Annotated in this window: 12 protein-coding genes; all 12 read left to right on the forward strand. The window is 59.3% G+C overall.

Annotated elements, in window-relative coordinates:
* The first annotated feature begins 200 nt into the window (after positions 1-200).
* The 12 genes from H7B67_RS19435 to ftsZ all read left to right on the forward strand — a co-directional run bounded on the left by H7B67_RS19435 (position 201) and on the right by ftsZ (position 15,778).
* A complete protein-coding gene (locus tag H7B67_RS19435; RefSeq protein WP_185121515.1) occupies positions 201-2,129 on the forward strand; it encodes a stage V sporulation protein D in 1,929 nt (642 codons plus the stop codon).
* 166 nt (positions 2,130-2,295) lie between these two features.
* Positions 2,296-3,783, forward strand: coding sequence for a UDP-N-acetylmuramoyl-L-alanyl-D-glutamate--2,6-diaminopimelate ligase (locus H7B67_RS19440; protein WP_185121516.1), 1,488 nt, complete (start codon positions 2,296-2,298; stop codon positions 3,781-3,783).
* Positions 3,783-5,183 (forward strand): UDP-N-acetylmuramoyl-tripeptide--D-alanyl-D-alanine ligase, encoded by a 1,401-nt coding sequence (locus H7B67_RS19445; protein ID WP_185121517.1) that lies wholly within the window; start codon positions 3,783-3,785, stop codon positions 5,181-5,183. The genes H7B67_RS19440 and H7B67_RS19445 overlap by 1 nt, the downstream gene beginning before the upstream one ends.
* Before the next feature lie 4 nt (positions 5,184-5,187).
* Positions 5,188-6,150, forward strand: coding sequence for a phospho-N-acetylmuramoyl-pentapeptide-transferase (mraY, locus tag H7B67_RS19450; RefSeq protein WP_185121518.1), 963 nt, complete (start codon positions 5,188-5,190; stop codon positions 6,148-6,150).
* Positions 6,151-6,154: 4 nt separating this feature from the next.
* Positions 6,155-7,615 carry a UDP-N-acetylmuramoyl-L-alanine--D-glutamate ligase gene (gene murD, locus H7B67_RS19455; RefSeq protein ID WP_185121519.1) on the forward strand — a complete coding sequence of 487 codons (1,461 nt, stop codon included), beginning with the start codon at positions 6,155-6,157 and terminating at the stop codon, positions 7,613-7,615.
* A 47-nt stretch (positions 7,616-7,662) separates the two neighbouring features.
* Positions 7,663-8,760, forward strand: coding sequence for a stage V sporulation protein E (spoVE, locus tag H7B67_RS19460; protein ID WP_185121520.1), 1,098 nt, complete (start codon positions 7,663-7,665; stop codon positions 8,758-8,760).
* Between the two features lie 6 nt (positions 8,761-8,766).
* On the forward strand, positions 8,767-9,870 hold the full coding sequence (murG, locus tag H7B67_RS19465) for an undecaprenyldiphospho-muramoylpentapeptide beta-N-acetylglucosaminyltransferase (protein ID WP_185121521.1): 1,104 nt from the start codon (positions 8,767-8,769) through the stop codon (positions 9,868-9,870).
* Between the two features lie 147 nt (positions 9,871-10,017).
* Positions 10,018-10,923: a UDP-N-acetylmuramate dehydrogenase gene (gene murB, locus H7B67_RS19470; protein WP_185121522.1), complete on the forward strand. Its 906-nt coding sequence runs from the start codon at positions 10,018-10,020 to the stop codon at positions 10,921-10,923.
* 16 nt (positions 10,924-10,939) lie between these two features.
* Positions 10,940-12,223, forward strand: a complete 1,284-nt coding sequence (gene murA / locus H7B67_RS19475) for a UDP-N-acetylglucosamine 1-carboxyvinyltransferase (RefSeq protein WP_185121523.1) — start codon at positions 10,940-10,942, stop codon at positions 12,221-12,223.
* 110 nt (positions 12,224-12,333) lie between these two features.
* Positions 12,334-13,116 (forward strand): cell division protein FtsQ/DivIB, encoded by a 783-nt coding sequence (locus H7B67_RS19480; protein WP_185121524.1) that lies wholly within the window; start codon positions 12,334-12,336, stop codon positions 13,114-13,116.
* Positions 13,117-13,330: 214 nt separating this feature from the next.
* Entirely contained in the window at positions 13,331-14,581 is a 1,251-nt protein-coding gene (gene ftsA / locus H7B67_RS19485; RefSeq protein ID WP_185121525.1) for a cell division protein FtsA, read from the forward strand.
* A gap of 51 nt (positions 14,582-14,632) precedes the next feature.
* Positions 14,633-15,778 carry a cell division protein FtsZ gene (gene ftsZ / locus H7B67_RS19490; RefSeq protein WP_185121526.1) on the forward strand — a complete coding sequence of 382 codons (1,146 nt, stop codon included), beginning with the start codon at positions 14,633-14,635 and terminating at the stop codon, positions 15,776-15,778.
* The last annotated feature ends 127 nt before the right edge of the window (positions 15,779-15,905 follow it).

The raw sequence follows: 15,905 nt of genomic DNA on the forward strand, positions 1-15,905 counted from the left end.
TCGCAATGGAGAAGAAGCTGTCTCGTCAGGTCAGAAATGGCTTCGCGAGACGGCTTTTTGTTTGGAGGCTTCCTATCGCCTTCGCTGGGACAGCCCCGGGTTCTAACGAACTCTTAATCGGAATAGCTTGAACTAATAGGAATGGGCTTGTTCCATCCCGTTCCGTCTCAAGCGCAAGTGTTCCGGTGAGGAGGGAGAGCTTGAAGAAGATATCGCAGGTGACGGTGCGCAGGCGGCTGTTTATCGTATTGGTCGGCGTCGTGATCGCGTTCTGCGCGCTGCTGGTAAGGCTCGGCTACGTGCAGCTGTGGATCGGCGGCGAGCTGTCCGCGAAGGCGGAGGATTCCTGGCGGCGGCAAATTCCGTTCGAAGGCAAACGGGGGGAGATCGTCGACCGCAACGGGACGAAGCTGGCCTACGACATCAGCTCGCCGACGGTCTACGCCGTCCCCGTCCAGGTGAAGGATAAGGCCGGCACGGCGGCCAAGCTGGCGCCGCTGCTGGGGATGACGCAAGAGAAATTGGTCGAGTTGATGTCCAAGAAGACGAGAGAGGTGGCGCTGCGTCCCGGAGGACGGAAGATCACGACGGAGCTGGGGAGACAGATCCAGGCGCTTAACCTCCCGGGAATCTTCGTCGCGGAGGACAGCAAGCGATATTATCCTTACGGGGTCATGGCGTCGAATATTCTCGGCATTACCGGCTACGACGGCGGATTGACCGGCGTGGAGAGCAAGTATGACGAGCTTCTCAAAGGAATGAGAGGCAGCATCTCCTATCTGACGGACGCCGCCGGCAACGCGATGCCGGACTCCTCGGAGAAGTACCAGGCGCCCCGCGACGGGCTGACGCTGAAGCTGACGATCGATCAGCCGATTCAGTCGATGGTGGAGCGGGAGCTGGACCAGGCGATGTTGAAGTATCAGCCGAACAGCGCGATCGCGATCGCGATGGACCCGAACACGGGCGAAATTCTGGGAATGGCGAGCCGGCCGACTTTTCAACCGGATAAATACCAGGAAGCGAAGCCGGAGGTGTACAACCGGAATCTGCCGATCTGGATGACGTACGAGCCGGGGTCGACGTTCAAGATCATCACTTTGTCGGCGGCGCTGGAGGAAGGCAAGGTCGACCTGAAGAACGAGCATTTCTACGACCCGGGCTACATCGAAGTGGCGGGCGCCAAGCTGCGCTGCTGGAAAAGAGGCGGACACGGAAGCCAGTCGTTCCTCGAAGTGGTGGAGAACTCTTGCAACCCGGGCTTCGTCACGCTGGGGCAGAGGCTTGGCAAAGAGAAGCTGTTCGAGTATATTGAGGACTTCGGCTTCGGCAAGAAGACCGGGATCGATCTGGGCGGCGAGGAGAACGGAATCCTGTTCAAGCTGAGCCAAGTCGGTCCCGTCGAGCTGGCGACGACATCCTTCGGCCAAGGCGTCTCCGTGACGCCGATCCAGCAGGTCGCGGCGGTGGCGGCGGCGATCAACGGCGGCAAGCTATACAAGCCCCATGTCGCGAAGGAATGGATCCACCCGGAGACCGGGATGGTGATGGAGGAGATGCAGCCTGAGCTTGTCAGGCAGGTGATCTCGCCCGAGACGTCCAAAAAGGTTCGCGAGGCGCTGGAGAGCGTCGTGGCGCAGGGAACCGGGGGCAAAGCCTTTCTCGACGGCTATCGCGTCGGAGGCAAAACGGGGACGGCCCAGAAGGTCGTGAACGGGCGCTACTCGCCGAACGAGCATATCGTCTCCTTCATCGGCTTCGCTCCCGCCGACGACCCGAAGCTGGTCGTTTACGTGGCGATCGACAACCCGATGGGGATCCAGTTCGGCGGCCAAGTGGCGGCGCCGATCGTTCGAGACATCATGGCGGACGCGCTTCCCCATCTCGGAGTGGAACCGAGAAAGGAACAGATCGCCAAAGAATACAAGTATCCGGACGTTCCGCTCGTGACCGTTCCGAATCTCGTCGGCAAGACGGTTTCGGATTTGTACGAGGATATGAACATGAACTTTCAGCTGTCCGCTTCGGGCAAAGGGCAGACGGTGCTGAGGCAGGCGCCGGCGGCGGGAGCCCGCGTCGAGAAGGGCTCGGTCATTCGGATCTATCTGGGGGCGGAAGGCGGCGATTAAGCCGTCTTCCTCGTCTAAAGCCGGTTGCAGCAGTCGGCTGTTACTTGCATGGCCCGTTAAAAAAGCTTCATTTTTGGCGCAAAAGCAAGCTCTTCCCCTTGTAATTGAAGAGACGGTTGGATGATAATGAGTATAATGTTTGTGCGTCGAAGGAGGCCGAAAGAAGATGAGATTGCGCGAGCTGACGGATCACCTGCTCGTCTCCAGAATCGTCGGAGACGAGGATCTGCTTATTCAAGGCATAGAGGCTGACTCCCGGAAGGTCGAGAAAGGGCAGCTGTTCTTTTGTTTGCCGGGCCATACGGCAGACGGCCACGATTACGCGCCGCAAGCGCTCGACCGCGGCGCCGTCGCGCTGGTCGTCTCGAGAAAGCTTGACCTGAACGCGACGCAAGTGGTCGTGCCGGACGTTCGCCAAGCGATGGCGATTATCGCCGACGTATGGTACGGGTTCCCCTCGAAGGAGCTGAGGCCGATCGGGGTCACCGGAACGAACGGGAAGACGACGACGACCTATCTCATCGAGAAAATTTTGTCGGATGCCGGCGCGAAGCCCGGCGTCATCGGCACGATCGAGAAGAGGTACGCGGGAATCAGCTTCCCGATGTCCGGCACGACGCCCGACATTCTGGAGCTCCAGAAGACGTTCCGGGACATGCTGGAAGCGGGGACGGAGCGCGTCGTGATGGAGGTGAGCTCCCACGCTCTCGAGCAAGGCCGGGTCAAGGGAACGTTTTTCCGCACGGCGATCTTCACCAACCTGACCCAGGACCATCTGGATTATCACGGATCGATGGAAGCCTACGCCGACGCGAAGGGGCTGTTCTTCTCCCGCTTGGGCAACTTTTATTCCGATTCGCCGAGCGAGCGAAGCTATGCGATCCTGAACGCCGACGACGAAGCGTCGAAGCGCTACGCCCGCCTGACGGCGGCCGAAGTCATCACTTACGGCGTCGAGAACGAAGCTTTGGTAAGGGCCTCGAACGTTCGGGTGACGAGCCGAGGGACTTCGTTCCGAGTACATACGTTCCAGGGAGATCAGGACGTTCAGCTCCGGCTCGTCGGCAAGTTCAACGTCTATAACGCTTTGGCCGCCTTGGCCGCGGGAATCTGCGAAGGAATTCCGCTGGAGGACGCCGTTCGCAGCCTGGAAGCGACAGAGGGCGTCCCGGGACGGGTGGAGGCGGTCGACGAAGGCCAATCCTTCGCCGTTATCGTCGACTACGCGCATACGCCGGACGGACTCGACAACGTCCTCCGGACGGTCCGCGAGATTGCCGCCGGCCGGGTGATCTGCGTGTTCGGCTGCGGCGGGGACCGCGACCGGACGAAGCGCCCCATCATGGGCAAGATCGCGGCCGAGTGGTCCGATCGCGTCATCGTGACGAGCGACAATCCGAGGACGGAGGATCCGCTCGCCATCCTGAAGGATATCCAGGCGGGGCTGATCGAAGCGGGCGTCGACCCGTCCCGTTATGAGCTCGAGCCCGATCGCGAAGCGGCGATCCATAAAGCGGTTGAAATGGCAAGCCCGGGAGATGTAGTATTGATAGCGGGGAAAGGCCATGAAACCTACCAATTGATCGGCGGCGTCACCTACGATTTCGACGATCGCCTGGTAGCGAGAGCCGCGATAAGGAGCGTATTGAATTGATGCAAGCCACTTTGCGGGAAGTATCCGTCTGGTGCGGTTCCAGCAGCTTTCCGAAAGCTCAGGAAGCGGGAGACATGACGGCAAGCGGAGTATCCACGGATACGAGAACGCTGAAGCCGGGACAATTATTCGTGCCGCTCGTCGGAGAACGCTTCGACGGGCACGATCACTTGGCCGCCGCGGAAGCGGCCGGCGCCGTTGCGGCGCTCTGGCGGGAGGATCGGCCTCCCTCCTCAACGAAGCTTCCTCTTATTCTCGTGAACGATACGCTAGAAGCCCTTCAAAGGCTGGCCGAAGCCTATCTGGACCGACTGGGAGCCAAGGTCGTCGGCGTCACGGGAAGCAACGGCAAAACGACGACGAAGGATCTGATTGCTTCCGTGCTGTCGACCGCTTACAAGGTCGTGAAGACGGAAGGCAACTTCAATAATCATATCGGCCTGCCTTTAACGATCCTTCGCGCCCCCGCGGACGCGGAGGTGCTCGTCTTGGAGATGGGGATGAGCGGCTTCGGCGAGATTTCCTTGCTGACGAAGCTGGCGAAGCCGCAGGTCGCCGTCATTACGAACATCGGCGAATCCCATCTGCTGCAGCTCGGCTCGCGCCGCAATATCGCCCGGGCCAAGCTGGAGATCGCGGAGGGGCTTAGAGAAGGCGGAGCTCTTATCTATAACGGAGACGAACCGCTGCTGGCGGAAGAGCTGGCCGCGTCTCCCGTTCGGGGAGACATCGAGAAGATTACCTTCGGAGCCGGAGAGCCGTGCGACGTAAGGCTGGGAGAGGCGAGACCGACGGAGCAAGGCGGCGAATTCTACGTCGCGGACGAACCGGACTTCCTATATTCGATTCCGGTGCCCGGGCGGCATAACGCGCTGAACTCCCTCGCCGCGATCGCGGCGGGCAAGCTGCTGGGCCTCTCTCGCGAGAGCGTCGCGAAAGGCCTGGCGACCGCTCCGATGACGGGGATGCGAATCGAGAGGTCGAAAGCCTGGAACGGCGCCGACCTTCTGAACGACGCGTACAACGCGAGTCCGACTTCCGTCCGGGCGGCGATCGATCTGGTGGCGAGCCTAGAGCCCGAAGGCAAGCGGTGGGTCGTGCTCGGAGACATGCTGGAGCTCGGTCCTGACGAAGCGGAATTCCACGCGGGCATCGGGCGGTATTTGAACGGCGGCAAGGCGGAAGCCGTGCTGGCTTACGGCCCGCTCTCCAAGCGCATCGCCGAGGAAGCGGCACAAGGTTTTCCCGCCGGAGCCGTTAAGCATTATGACGATAAAGATCAACTGATAGCGGATTTGATCGCTCAGCTGAAGCCGGAAGATCTGGTGCTGGTCAAAGCCTCGCGCGGCATGAAGCTGGAGCAGGTCGTATCCGCGTTGCACAAAGGAGTCGTGGGGTGAGATCATGGACTATTCTTCTACATTATGGACGCTGGGAGTTTCCTTCGTTCTGGCGGCCTTGCTAGGTCCGGTCTGCATTCCCATTCTCCGTCGGATGAAGTTCGGGCAGACCGTTCGCGAGGAAGGGCCGAAGTCGCACCTTAAGAAGACGGGGACGCCGACGATGGGCGGCATCATCATTCTGCTGGCGCTGACGATAGCCTATGGGAAGTTCGCGGACGGGGGACTGGCCTTCTGGGCGATTCTCGTCGCATGCCTGGGCTTCGGGCTGGTCGGCTTCCTGGACGACTACATCAAGATCGTCTTGAAGCGTTCGCTCGGCCTTACAGCCAAGCAGAAGCTGTTCGGACAGCTGCTTTTCTCGATCGTGTTCTGCGTGCTGCTGCACCGGATGGGGCATAGCACCGCGATCGGTTTTCCGGGCATTAATGGCTCTATCGATTTGGGCTGGGGTTATTATTTATTCGTCATTATCATTTTCTTCGCGTCCAGCAACGCGGTGAATTTCACCGACGGCGTGGACGGCCTGTTGTCGGGGACAAGCGCCCTGGCCTTCGGTGCTTACACCCTGATCGCCCTCGAGGCGGCCCAATCGCAATCGGCGATTTTCTCGGCGGCGATGATCGGCGCCGTGCTCGGCTTCCTCGTCTACAACGCGCATCCCGCCAAGGTGTTCATGGGCGACAGCGGCTCTCTGGGAATCGGCGGCGGCCTTGCGGCCGTGGCGATTCTGACGAAGACGGAGCTTCTGCTTATCCCCATCGGCGGCGTGTTCGTCATCGAGATGCTGTCCGTCATCATTCAGGTGACCTCGTTCAAGACGAGAGGCAAACGGGTATTCAAGATGAGCCCGATCCACCATCACTTCGAGCTGACCGGATGGTCCGAATGGAAGGTCGTGACGGTGTTCTGGACGGTCGGCCTGATGCTTGCCGTTCTTGGATTCATTATGTACAAGGGGCTATAACGACATGAGACCATTAGAGGATTATCAAGGCCGCCGGGTCGTCGTCCTGGGGCTGGCGCGCAGCGGAGTCGCTGCCGCCAAGCTCTTCCACAAGATCGGCGCGGCGGTCGTCGCGAACGATCGCAAGCCGCGGGAGCAATGTCCCGAAGCCGAGGAACTCGAGGCTTTGGGCATTTCTGTTGTATGCGGGGGTCACCCGTCCGACTTGGTGACGGAAGACGTCGCTATCGTCGTCAAAAATCCGGGAATTCCCTACTCGGCCGATCCGCTCGTTCGCGCGGCCGAGCTCGGCGTCGAGATCGTCACGGAGGTCGAGGTGGCGGGCCGGATCAGCCGCGCCCCGATTATCGGGATCACCGGCTCGAACGGCAAAACGACGACCACGACCTGGACGGGGGAGCTGCTCGCGGCAGCCGGCCTGTCGCCTCTCGTGGCGGGCAACATCGGGCGTCCGCTCTGCGACGCCGCCGAAGAGATCGAGCCGCAAGACTGGCTCGTCGCCGAGCTCAGCAGCTTCCAGCTGAAAGGCACGGTAGACTTCAAGCCGCGCATCGCCTGCCTGCTTAATCTGGCGGAGACGCATCTGGACTACCACGGCACGATGGACGATTACGTCGCTTCCAAGGCGAAGCTGTTCGCCAATCAGACGGAAGAGGATACGGCGGTGTACAACGCGGACGATCCAGCGGTGCTTAAGCTGTCCGAGGCGTTCCGCGCTTCCAAGCTTCCGTTCTCGCTGCTTCGCAGCCTAGATGCCGGCGTGTTCGTCGAACCGGCCTATCCGATGCCGGGCTCCGACGTGTCGCCGGCCGAAGGCGGCGACGGCTCGTCCGCCTCTCCGGCCGAGCGCTGGATCGTTTACCGACCGGGCGACGGAACCGAGCATCGCATCGCCCGGGTGGATCGCCTGGGCATCCCGGGGCGCCACAACGCGGCGAACGCGCTGGCGGCGATCGCCATCGCCCTGGCCGCGGGCGCCAAGCCGGAGCAGCTGAGGGAGCCGCTCGAGAGCTTCCGCGGCGTCGAGCACCGCTTGGAATACGCGGGAACGTTCGGCGGCGTGAAGTATTACAACGACTCGAAGGCGACGAACGCGACGGCGACGACGATGTCGGTCTACTCTCTCCCGGCTCCGCTGATCCTCATCGCGGGAGGGCTGGATCGCGGCTCCGATTATATGGAGCTCCTTCCGGTGTTCCGCGAGCGGCTCAAAGGGGTCGTTCTTCTCGGCGAGACGAGAGAGAAGATTCGCAAGGTGGCGGAGGCGGCCGGTTTAACCTCGGTCAAAGTCGTCGAACCTGTGGGTGATGCCGCCGATACGCTGCGACTTGCCGTCAAGGAAGCTGCCGCCATGGCTTCGCCGGGAGATACCGTGCTTCTCTCTCCCGCGTGCGCGAGCTGGGACATGTTTCCTTCGTACGAGGTTCGCGGCCGCATTTTTAAGGAATCGGCGCATACGCTGTAAGAAGGGGGCTTGTCCCCACTTCTTCGCCACGTGAGGTGTCCGGTACCATGGTCAAATTCCGCTCTACCCCCGACATTTGGATGATCGTCGCGACGCTAGGCATATTGGCCATCGGCGTGGTCATGGTATACAGCGCCAGCGCCGTTGCGGCTTTTCACGACTATGGAGACAAGTTCTACTATGTCAAGAGGCAGCTCATCTTCGCGGGCATCGGCATCGCTTCCATGTTCGCGATGATGAACATCGACTACATCCGGTGGAAAAAATGGGCGCCAGCGGCGTTGCTCGTCTGCTTCGCCATGCTGCTCGTCGTGCTGATTCCCGGGGTGGGCGTCGTGCGCGGGGGAGCGCGGAGCTGGCTGGGGATCGGGAGTCTCGGCATCCAGCCGTCCGAATTCATGAAGCTGGCCATGATCCTTTTCTTGGCCCGCATGCTGTCCGAACGCCAGAACGAGCTGAACTCGTTCACGCGCGGCCTGCTTCCGCCCCTGGCGATATTAGGGGCGGCCTTCGGCCTTATTATGTTGCAGCCGGACCTGGGCACGGGCGCGGTCATGATCGGCGCCTCGCTGCTCGTCATCTTCGTCGCGGGAGCGAGGATCTCGCACCTCGCCGGATTGGCGGCGATCGGCGCCGCCGGCTTCATCGCCCTGATCGCCGCCGCCCCCTACCGTCTCCAGCGGATCACCGCCTTTCTGGATCCCTGGCAGGATCCGCAAGGAGCGGGCTATCAGGCGATTCAATCGCTTTACGCGATAGGCCCAGGAGGGCTTGTCGGCTTGGGGCTCGGGATGAGCCGGCAGAAGTACAACTACCTGCCGGAGCCGCAGACGGACTTTATTTTCTCGATCTTGGCCGAGGAGCTGGGCTTTATCGGAGGCTCGCTCCTTATCGTCTTGTTTTTATTGCTGATCTGGCGCGGGATGCGAACGGCCATTACGATTTCCGATCCGTTCGGCAGCTTCCTGGCTGCGGGGATCGTCGGCATTATCGGGACCCAGGTGCTGATGAACATCGGCGTCGTCATCGGTCTGCTGCCCATTACGGGGATCACTCTGCCGCTCGTCAGCTACGGAGGCTCCTCTCTGACGCTGTTGCTGACGGCGCTAGGTCTATTGCTTAATTTATCCCGTTATTCGAGGTGACTTGGAATGCGTCTCGTTCTTACCGGAGGAGGTACCGGTGGACATATTTATCCGGCGCTCGCCATCGGCCGCGAAGCGGCCGAGCGGGAGCCGGACTCTTCGCTTCTCTATATAGGCACGACCAAAGGGCTCGAGAGCCGAATCGTGCCGAATCAAGGCATTCCTTTCGAGAGCATAGACATTACCGGCTTCCGCCGATCGCTGTCGATGGAGAACGTGAAGACGATCGTTCGCTTCCTCCAGGGCGTTAAGCGCTCCAAGGAATTGCTGCGAAGCTTTAAGCCCGATGCCGTCGTCGGCACCGGCGGGTACGTGTGCGGACCGGTCGTTTACGCCGCTTCCCGGCTTGGGATTCCTACGCTCATTCACGAGCAGAACGTCGTCCCGGGGCTCACGAACAAATTTTTAAGCCGTTACGCGGACGCCGTCGCGGTAAGCTTCGCCGATTCTCTGCCGCACTTCTCCGGCAAGCGCAACGTCCTGCATGCCGGCAATCCGGTCGCGTCGATGGTGGCCAAGGCGAACCGAAGCGAAGGCTTCAAGTCGCTTGGCCTTCCCGAAGGAACGCCGTTCGTCCTGGCCGTCGGGGGAAGCCGCGGGGCCAAGGCGCTGAACGAGGCCATCCTGGAGATGCTGCCCGGCCTGGAGAGCCTCGCGGACGTCCATTTTGTCTTCGTAACCGGGGAACGTTATTATGAAGAAGCGCTTGCTAGATTGCAAGAGCTTCCCGCGAAGGTCAAAGGACGCGTGCACGCGCTTCATTACATCAACAACATGCCCGAGGTGCTGTCCGCCGCGTCGCTCGTCGTAAGCCGGGCAGGGGCTTCTTCGCTGGCGGAGATTACTTCGCTAGGCATCCCCTCCATTCTCGTTCCGTCTCCTAACGTGACGAACAATCATCAGCAGCCTAACGCGGAGAGCTTGGCGGTTGCCGGAGCCGCGGTGATGATATTAGAGAAGGATTTGAACGGCGGCGCGCTCTTAAGCAATCTATCCGCGATCATGAAGGACCGTTCTCGCCGGGAAGCGATGGCTGTCGCCGCGAGAAAGCTGGGAATGCCGAAGGCCGCTTCGGCCATCTACGAACAAATCAAAGGAATTCTAAAATAACTAGAGCCGGAAGCTTGTCTGCTGGGCATTTGTCACCACCTGCGAATCCATGACATAAGATACAGCGTGATCATGACTGTCGAGCTATCGCGGATCGGGACATCGGGCAGCCAAGTGCCGGACTATCAAGGGCAAGGGGGAACAAACATGCAGCAGTTGGCCGCGGAATTGGAACAAGCCCAGGTTGGCGCCGTCAGATTCAACGAGTCGCTGGCGCGGCATACGACCTGGAAAATCGGAGGGCCTGCGGACATCTTCATCGTTCCCGAATCCCGAGAAGAGCTGGCGGCTGCGCTTCGTATCCTGAACCGTCATGGCGTTCCGTGGACGACGCTCGGCCGCGGCTCCAACACTCTCGTCTCCGACAAGGGCGTGAGAGGGGCGGTTATCCATCTCGGCCGCGGCTTCGACTTCGTTCTCTTCGACGGAGAATTCGTCAGAGCGGGAGCGTCGTATTCCTTCATCAAGCTATCCGTCATGGCTGGGAAGGAAGGTCTCTCCGGCTTGGAATTCGCGGGAGGAATTCCGGGTTCGGTAGGTGGGGCCGTCTATATGAACGCCGGAGCGCACGGCTCGGACGTGTCATGCATCCTTAAGTCGGCGGACATTGTCTGGGAAGACGGAACGTTGGAGACATGCAGCCAAGAGGAGATGGGCTTCTCGTATCGCCATTCCTTGCTTCAGGAACGCAGGGGGATCGTCACGGAAGCCGTATTTCGGTTAAAGAGCGGAGATCGCAAGGAGATCGCCGCCGCCTTGGCGACCTACAAAGATCGCAGGCGGCGCACGCAGCCGCTGCAGATGGCTTGCGCGGGCAGCGTATTCCGCAATCCGCCGAACGATCATGCGGCGAGGCTGATCGAAGCCGCGGGAATGAAGGGCGCTCGCGAGGGCGATGCGGAAGTTTCCCTCATGCATGCCAACTTTATCGTGAACCATGGCGATGCCAAGGCCGAGGACGTCCTCACCCTCATGCGCCGGGTTCAGAGCACAGTGGAAGACCAATTCGGAATCCGACTGGTGCCGGAGGTTCTCCTGATGGGTGAGCGGTAATCCGGAGGTGAAACCCTTGGACAAATTGGTGATTGAAGGCGGCAATCCGCTTTCGGGCACCATACGCATCCACGGAGCCAAGAATGCCGCCCTGCCGATTCTCGCGGCCAGCATGCTGGCCGAAGGAACGGTAACGATTCGCAACGTACCCCGATTGTTGGATATCGAAGTGATGCTGAATATTTTGCAGGACCTTGGCTGTCGTACCGAGCAGATTGACAATGTCGTCACCGTAGACAGCAACGCCGCTTTCTCTTCTCACGTGCCGGAGAACCTGATGCGGCAGATGAGATCCTCCGTCTTCTTGATGGGTCCGCTGTTGGCGCGTTTCGGCGAGGTGGAGGTTTACCAGCCGGGAGGCTGCGCCATCGGCGAGCGCAAGATCGATTTGCACCTGCGCGGGCTTCAAGCGCTCGGCGCCGTGATCCAAGAGACCGGCAGCCGCATTGTCTGCAAGGCGGATCGATTGACCGGAGCGGAGATCATTCTCGATTTTCCGAGCGTCGGCGCCACCGAGAATATCATGCTGGCGGCGGTTCTCGCATCCGGACGCACGACGATCGTTGGAGCCGCCCGAGAGCCGGAGATTCAAGACCTGGAGCGCTTCCTTAACGCGATGGGAGGCAAAGTGTCGGGGGCGGGAACGGATACGATCATCATTGAAGGAGTCCGATCCTTGAACGGCTGCGACTTCGAGGTCATTCCCGACCGCATCGTGACGGGAACCGTCATGGTCGCCGCCGCGGTTACTCGCGGAGACGTGACCCTTGAAGGCACGAGACCGGGCCATTTAACCTCGCTGATTCACGTCATGCGGCGAGCCGGTGTTCATATCGATGTCGAGAATGATATAATGAGAGTCATCTCCCGTTCGAGACCGAAATCGGTCGATCGGGTGGTCACCTCTCCTTATCCGGCTTTTCCGACCGACCTGCAGGCCCAGTTAATGGTTCTGCTCGCCATATCGGAAGGAGTCAGCATGGTGAAGGAGACCGTGTTCGAAGGACGCTTTAAGCATGTGGACGAATTGGGACGCATGGGAGCGGATATTCGGCTCGATCTCAACACGGCATTTATCCGCGGGGTTCCGCAACTGTACGGGACGGCCGTGGAAGCTTCCGATCTGCGGGCGGGAGCGGCGCTGGTCATTGCCGGCTTGGCTGCGAACGGACGTACGGTCGTCGAGCAGGTTCATCACATTGACCGCGGTTATGATCGGATAGAGAAGATGTTCGGCAGCCTTGGCGGGGATATCGTCCGCCAGCCTTTCGAACGAGTGCCGACCGGCTCTCTTCGGTAAGATGTCCCCCGCTGGAGCGGAACCTTCCGGAACCTTCCTTTGGCGGGGATTCTTTTTGCGCCAGCGGAGGACAAGTTTTATCCAACCGAGTTTTGAAGGGAGACGAGTTCATGTCGGAGCGGATTCCCGCCTTGAAGCTGAATAATGCGGAGAAGCGGGGAGCCGCGGAGAAGAGGCGCGGACGCAAGCTTCTTTGGATTGTCATCGCTTTGTTTGTCATTCTAGCAATCTTTCTTTTTCTGCGCTCGGACCTTTCCAAGATTACCGAGATCGAGATCAGTCCTTCCGTGTATACGAGCGAAGAGGAGATTCTTCAAGCTTCGGGGATTCGGCTTAAGGATTCGTTTTTTACCGTCGACGCCAAGAAGGCGGAGGAGAAGATCGGCCAGCTGAAGGCGATCGAGAAGGCGAGCGTCGTCAAGAAGTTCCCTGGCATGGTAGAAATCACGGTCAAGGAGTACAAAGAGGTCGCCCTTGAGATGGACGGACAAGGCAGCACGCTGCTCGTGCTCTCGAACGGCCTTTCCGTGCCTTTGCCGGAAGGGAGCGTCCTGCCCGACATGCCCGTATTGACGGGCTGGAAGCCGGATGATCCGGCCAGGGCTTCCATCTGCGCGGCGCTTGGAGGAATGCAGTCGAGCCTTCTCAAGGATCTGTCCCAGATCTCGCCGGATCCTTCGAATGCCTATCCGGACCGAATCAAGATTTACACGAGGTCCAAATTCGAAGTCGTCACGACCGTCTCCCGTCTAGCGGGCAAAATGACGCTCTTAAGCGAGATAGTAGAAAATAGAGAGCCCGGAAGAGTCGTCTTGCTAGAAGCGGACACATACCTGCCCTATTCGGCAGAAAATGCGCCGGAGACGGCTTCGCAAGCGGAAACAAGCGAGTAAACTTAAGGAAATGGACTCTACTCAAGTGGATTAATCAATGTTAAAATTTCATGTATGGCCGCGCACAATTCCCTATGAGAGGGATTAGAAAAATATCAGCGAGAAACATGAAAATTTTTGTTGAAAAAAGAGGGAAAACCTCGCAGACGTTGAATATGTAGAGAAAGCATCCCATTTCCCAGCCATTTTCATCACCAATTGGAGGTGCCACCGGTTGAGTAGCAACGACCTCATCGTCAGCCTGGACATCGGCACGTCGAAAGTCCGGGTGATTATCGGGGAAATCAGCAACGGGGCCATTAACATTATTGGCGTAGGATCCGCGGATTCCGATGGAATTCGCAAAGGCGCCATTGTGGATATTGACCAAACCGTTCAATCGATCCGAAGCGCTATTGACCATGCGGAACGCATGGTCGGAATTACGATCAGCGAAGTTTACGTCGGCATTGCCGGCAATCATATCGCGCTACAGAGCAATCACGGTGTCGTCGCCGTTTCCAACGAAGATAGAGAGATCGGCGAGGAAGACATCGAGCGAGTTTTGCAAGCGGCCAAGGTGGTTGCGCTGCCCCCCGAACGCGAAATTATCGGCCTTTTGCCGAAGCAGTTTCTCGTTGACGGGTTGACGGGAATTCAAGACCCGCGAGGGATGATCGGAGTTCGACTGGAAGTTGAATGCACCATTATCACGGGAACGAAGGCTGCCGTACATAACTTGATGCGTTGCGTCGAGAAGGCGGGCTTGCGTATCGCTCCTTCCGGCATTATTCTCATGTCCTTGGCATCCGGTATGATGGCCTTGACCAAAGACGAGAAGCAAATGGGCACCGTTCTCGCGGATATCGGAGCCGGAGCGACTACGATCGCGATATTCGAAGGCGGAAGCCTTGCGGCCGTGTCCACGCTTCCGATCGGCGGAGATTACGTGACGAGCGATATTTGTTACGGATTGAAGACTCAGACCGAGCATGCGGAGAAAATCAAGCTTAAGTACGGTTGCGCTCGCGTCGACGATGCCGCTTCCGACGTCTCCTTCAAGGTGATGCGGGTCGGCACGAACGCGGAGAAGGAATTCTCCCAACCCGATCTGGCCGCGATCATCGAGCCGCGCATGCAGGAGATCTTCCATATGATCCGTCAAGAGGTCAAAAGGCTTGGCTATTTGGACAAGCTGAATGGCTATGTCTTGACGGGCGGATCGGTCACGATGCCGGGAGTTCTGTCGCTGGCTCAGATCGAGCTTGAGTCCAGCGTGCGAATCGCGGTGCCCGATTTTATCGGGGTTCGAGACCCGTCGTACAGCAGCGGAGTCGGCATGATTCAATACGTGACGAAGTTCGTCCGCTATCGGGGCAGCGCGGCAAGTCCGAAGCGCGCCGCGAAGAGCAAGGCTGCCGCTCCGGCAGCGGCCAAGCCCGGCGTATTCGAATGGTTCAAGAACATGTTCAAAGAATTTATATAAGCCGCCGCTTACAGTTGTCTCGACAAAGCGATGCGAGGAGGAAATACGAAAATGTTGGAATTTGATTTTGAAATGGAACCGCTCGCTAAAATAAAAGTAATCGGTGTTGGTGGCGGCGGCAGTAACGCAGTGAACCGAATGATCGAGAACGGAGTCAAAGGCGTCGAGTTCATTACCGTCAATACGGACGCCCAGGCTCTTCACCTTACGAAATCCGAGCAAAAGCTTCAGATCGGGGACAAGCTTACCCGCGGTCTCGGAGCGGGCGCCAACCCGGAAGTGGGCAAGAAAGCCGCTGAGGAATCCCGCGAAGGCATCATGAATTCGCTTCGCGGCTCCGATATGGTGTTCGTCACCGCCGGAATGGGCGGCGGCACCGGTACCGGCGCGGCTCCCGTCATTGCGGAGCTGGCCAAGGAATGCGGAGCTCTGACGGTCGGCGTCGTAACCCGCCCGTTCACCTTCGAAGGCCGCAAGCGCTCTACTCAAGCCGAGCAAGGCATCGAAGCGCTGAAGGAGAAGGTCGACACCCTCATCGTCATCCCGAACGATCGCCTTCTTGAGATCGTGGACAAGAAGACCCCGATGATGGAAGCCTTCCGCGAAGCGGATAACGTTCTGAAGCAAGCGGTACAAGGCATTTCCGACCTGATCGCGGTACCCGGCTTGATCAACCTCGACTTTGCGGACGTGAAGACGATCATGACCGAGCGCGGCTCGGCTCTGATGGGCATCGGCGTAGCCAGCGGCGAGAACCGCGCGATGGAAGCGGCCAAGAAGGCTATCATGAGCCCTCTCCTGGAGACTTCCATCGAAGGCGCTCGCGGCATCATCATGAACATCACGGGCGGTTCGAACCTGTCGCTGTTCGAAGTCAACGAAGCGGCCGAGATCGTCATCTCCGCATCCGACCCCGAAGTCAACATGATCTTCGGCGCCAGCATCGACGACAGCCTGAAGGACGAGATCAAGGTCACCGTCATCGCTACCGGCTTCGAGCATAGACCTCAATCGCGCCGCGGTTTCGCCAATGCTCCTCAGCAATCGGCGCAGCAGCACGCTCCTAGCGCTCCGGAGACCCATGATATCCGCTCCGCGGGCAACAGCAATCTTCGCCCGTTCGGCAGCAACAACGCGGGCAGCGACCAACTGGACATCCCGGCATTCCTTCGCAATCGCCCTCGCAACGACCGCTAAAGCTGTCAGACACTCTTTAAACCTATCCTTTCACCGGGATAGGTTTTATTTTTTTGCACATTCCAGTTACCGAGCTCATCAAATCGCACCATTGTCGTAACAGTTCCTCTGCATACCAGTACCCTTG

The organism is Cohnella thailandensis (assembly GCF_014212135.1).
GTDB lineage: Bacteria > Bacillota > Bacilli > Paenibacillales > Paenibacillaceae > Cohnella > Cohnella thailandensis.

Excerpts from the sequence above, each read along its gene's own strand:
- H7B67_RS19440 (WP_185121516.1), top strand. The coding sequence starts at position 2,296 with ATGAGATTGCGCGAGCTGACGGATCACCTGCTCGTCTCCAGAATCGTC.
- H7B67_RS19445 (WP_185121517.1), top strand. The coding sequence starts at position 3,783 with ATGCAAGCCACTTTGCGGGAAGTATCCGTCTGGTGCGGTTCCAGCAGC.
- mraY (WP_185121518.1), top strand. The coding sequence starts at position 5,188 with ATGGACTATTCTTCTACATTATGGACGCTGGGAGTTTCCTTCGTTCTG.
- murD (WP_185121519.1), top strand. The coding sequence starts at position 6,155 with ATGAGACCATTAGAGGATTATCAAGGCCGCCGGGTCGTCGTCCTGGGG.
- spoVE (WP_185121520.1), top strand. The coding sequence starts at position 7,663 with ATGGTCAAATTCCGCTCTACCCCCGACATTTGGATGATCGTCGCGACG.
- murG (WP_185121521.1), top strand. The coding sequence starts at position 8,767 with ATGCGTCTCGTTCTTACCGGAGGAGGTACCGGTGGACATATTTATCCG.
- murB (WP_185121522.1), top strand. The coding sequence starts at position 10,018 with ATGCAGCAGTTGGCCGCGGAATTGGAACAAGCCCAGGTTGGCGCCGTC.
- H7B67_RS19480 (WP_185121524.1), top strand. The coding sequence starts at position 12,334 with ATGTCGGAGCGGATTCCCGCCTTGAAGCTGAATAATGCGGAGAAGCGG.
- ftsZ (WP_185121526.1), top strand. The coding sequence starts at position 14,633 with ATGTTGGAATTTGATTTTGAAATGGAACCGCTCGCTAAAATAAAAGTA.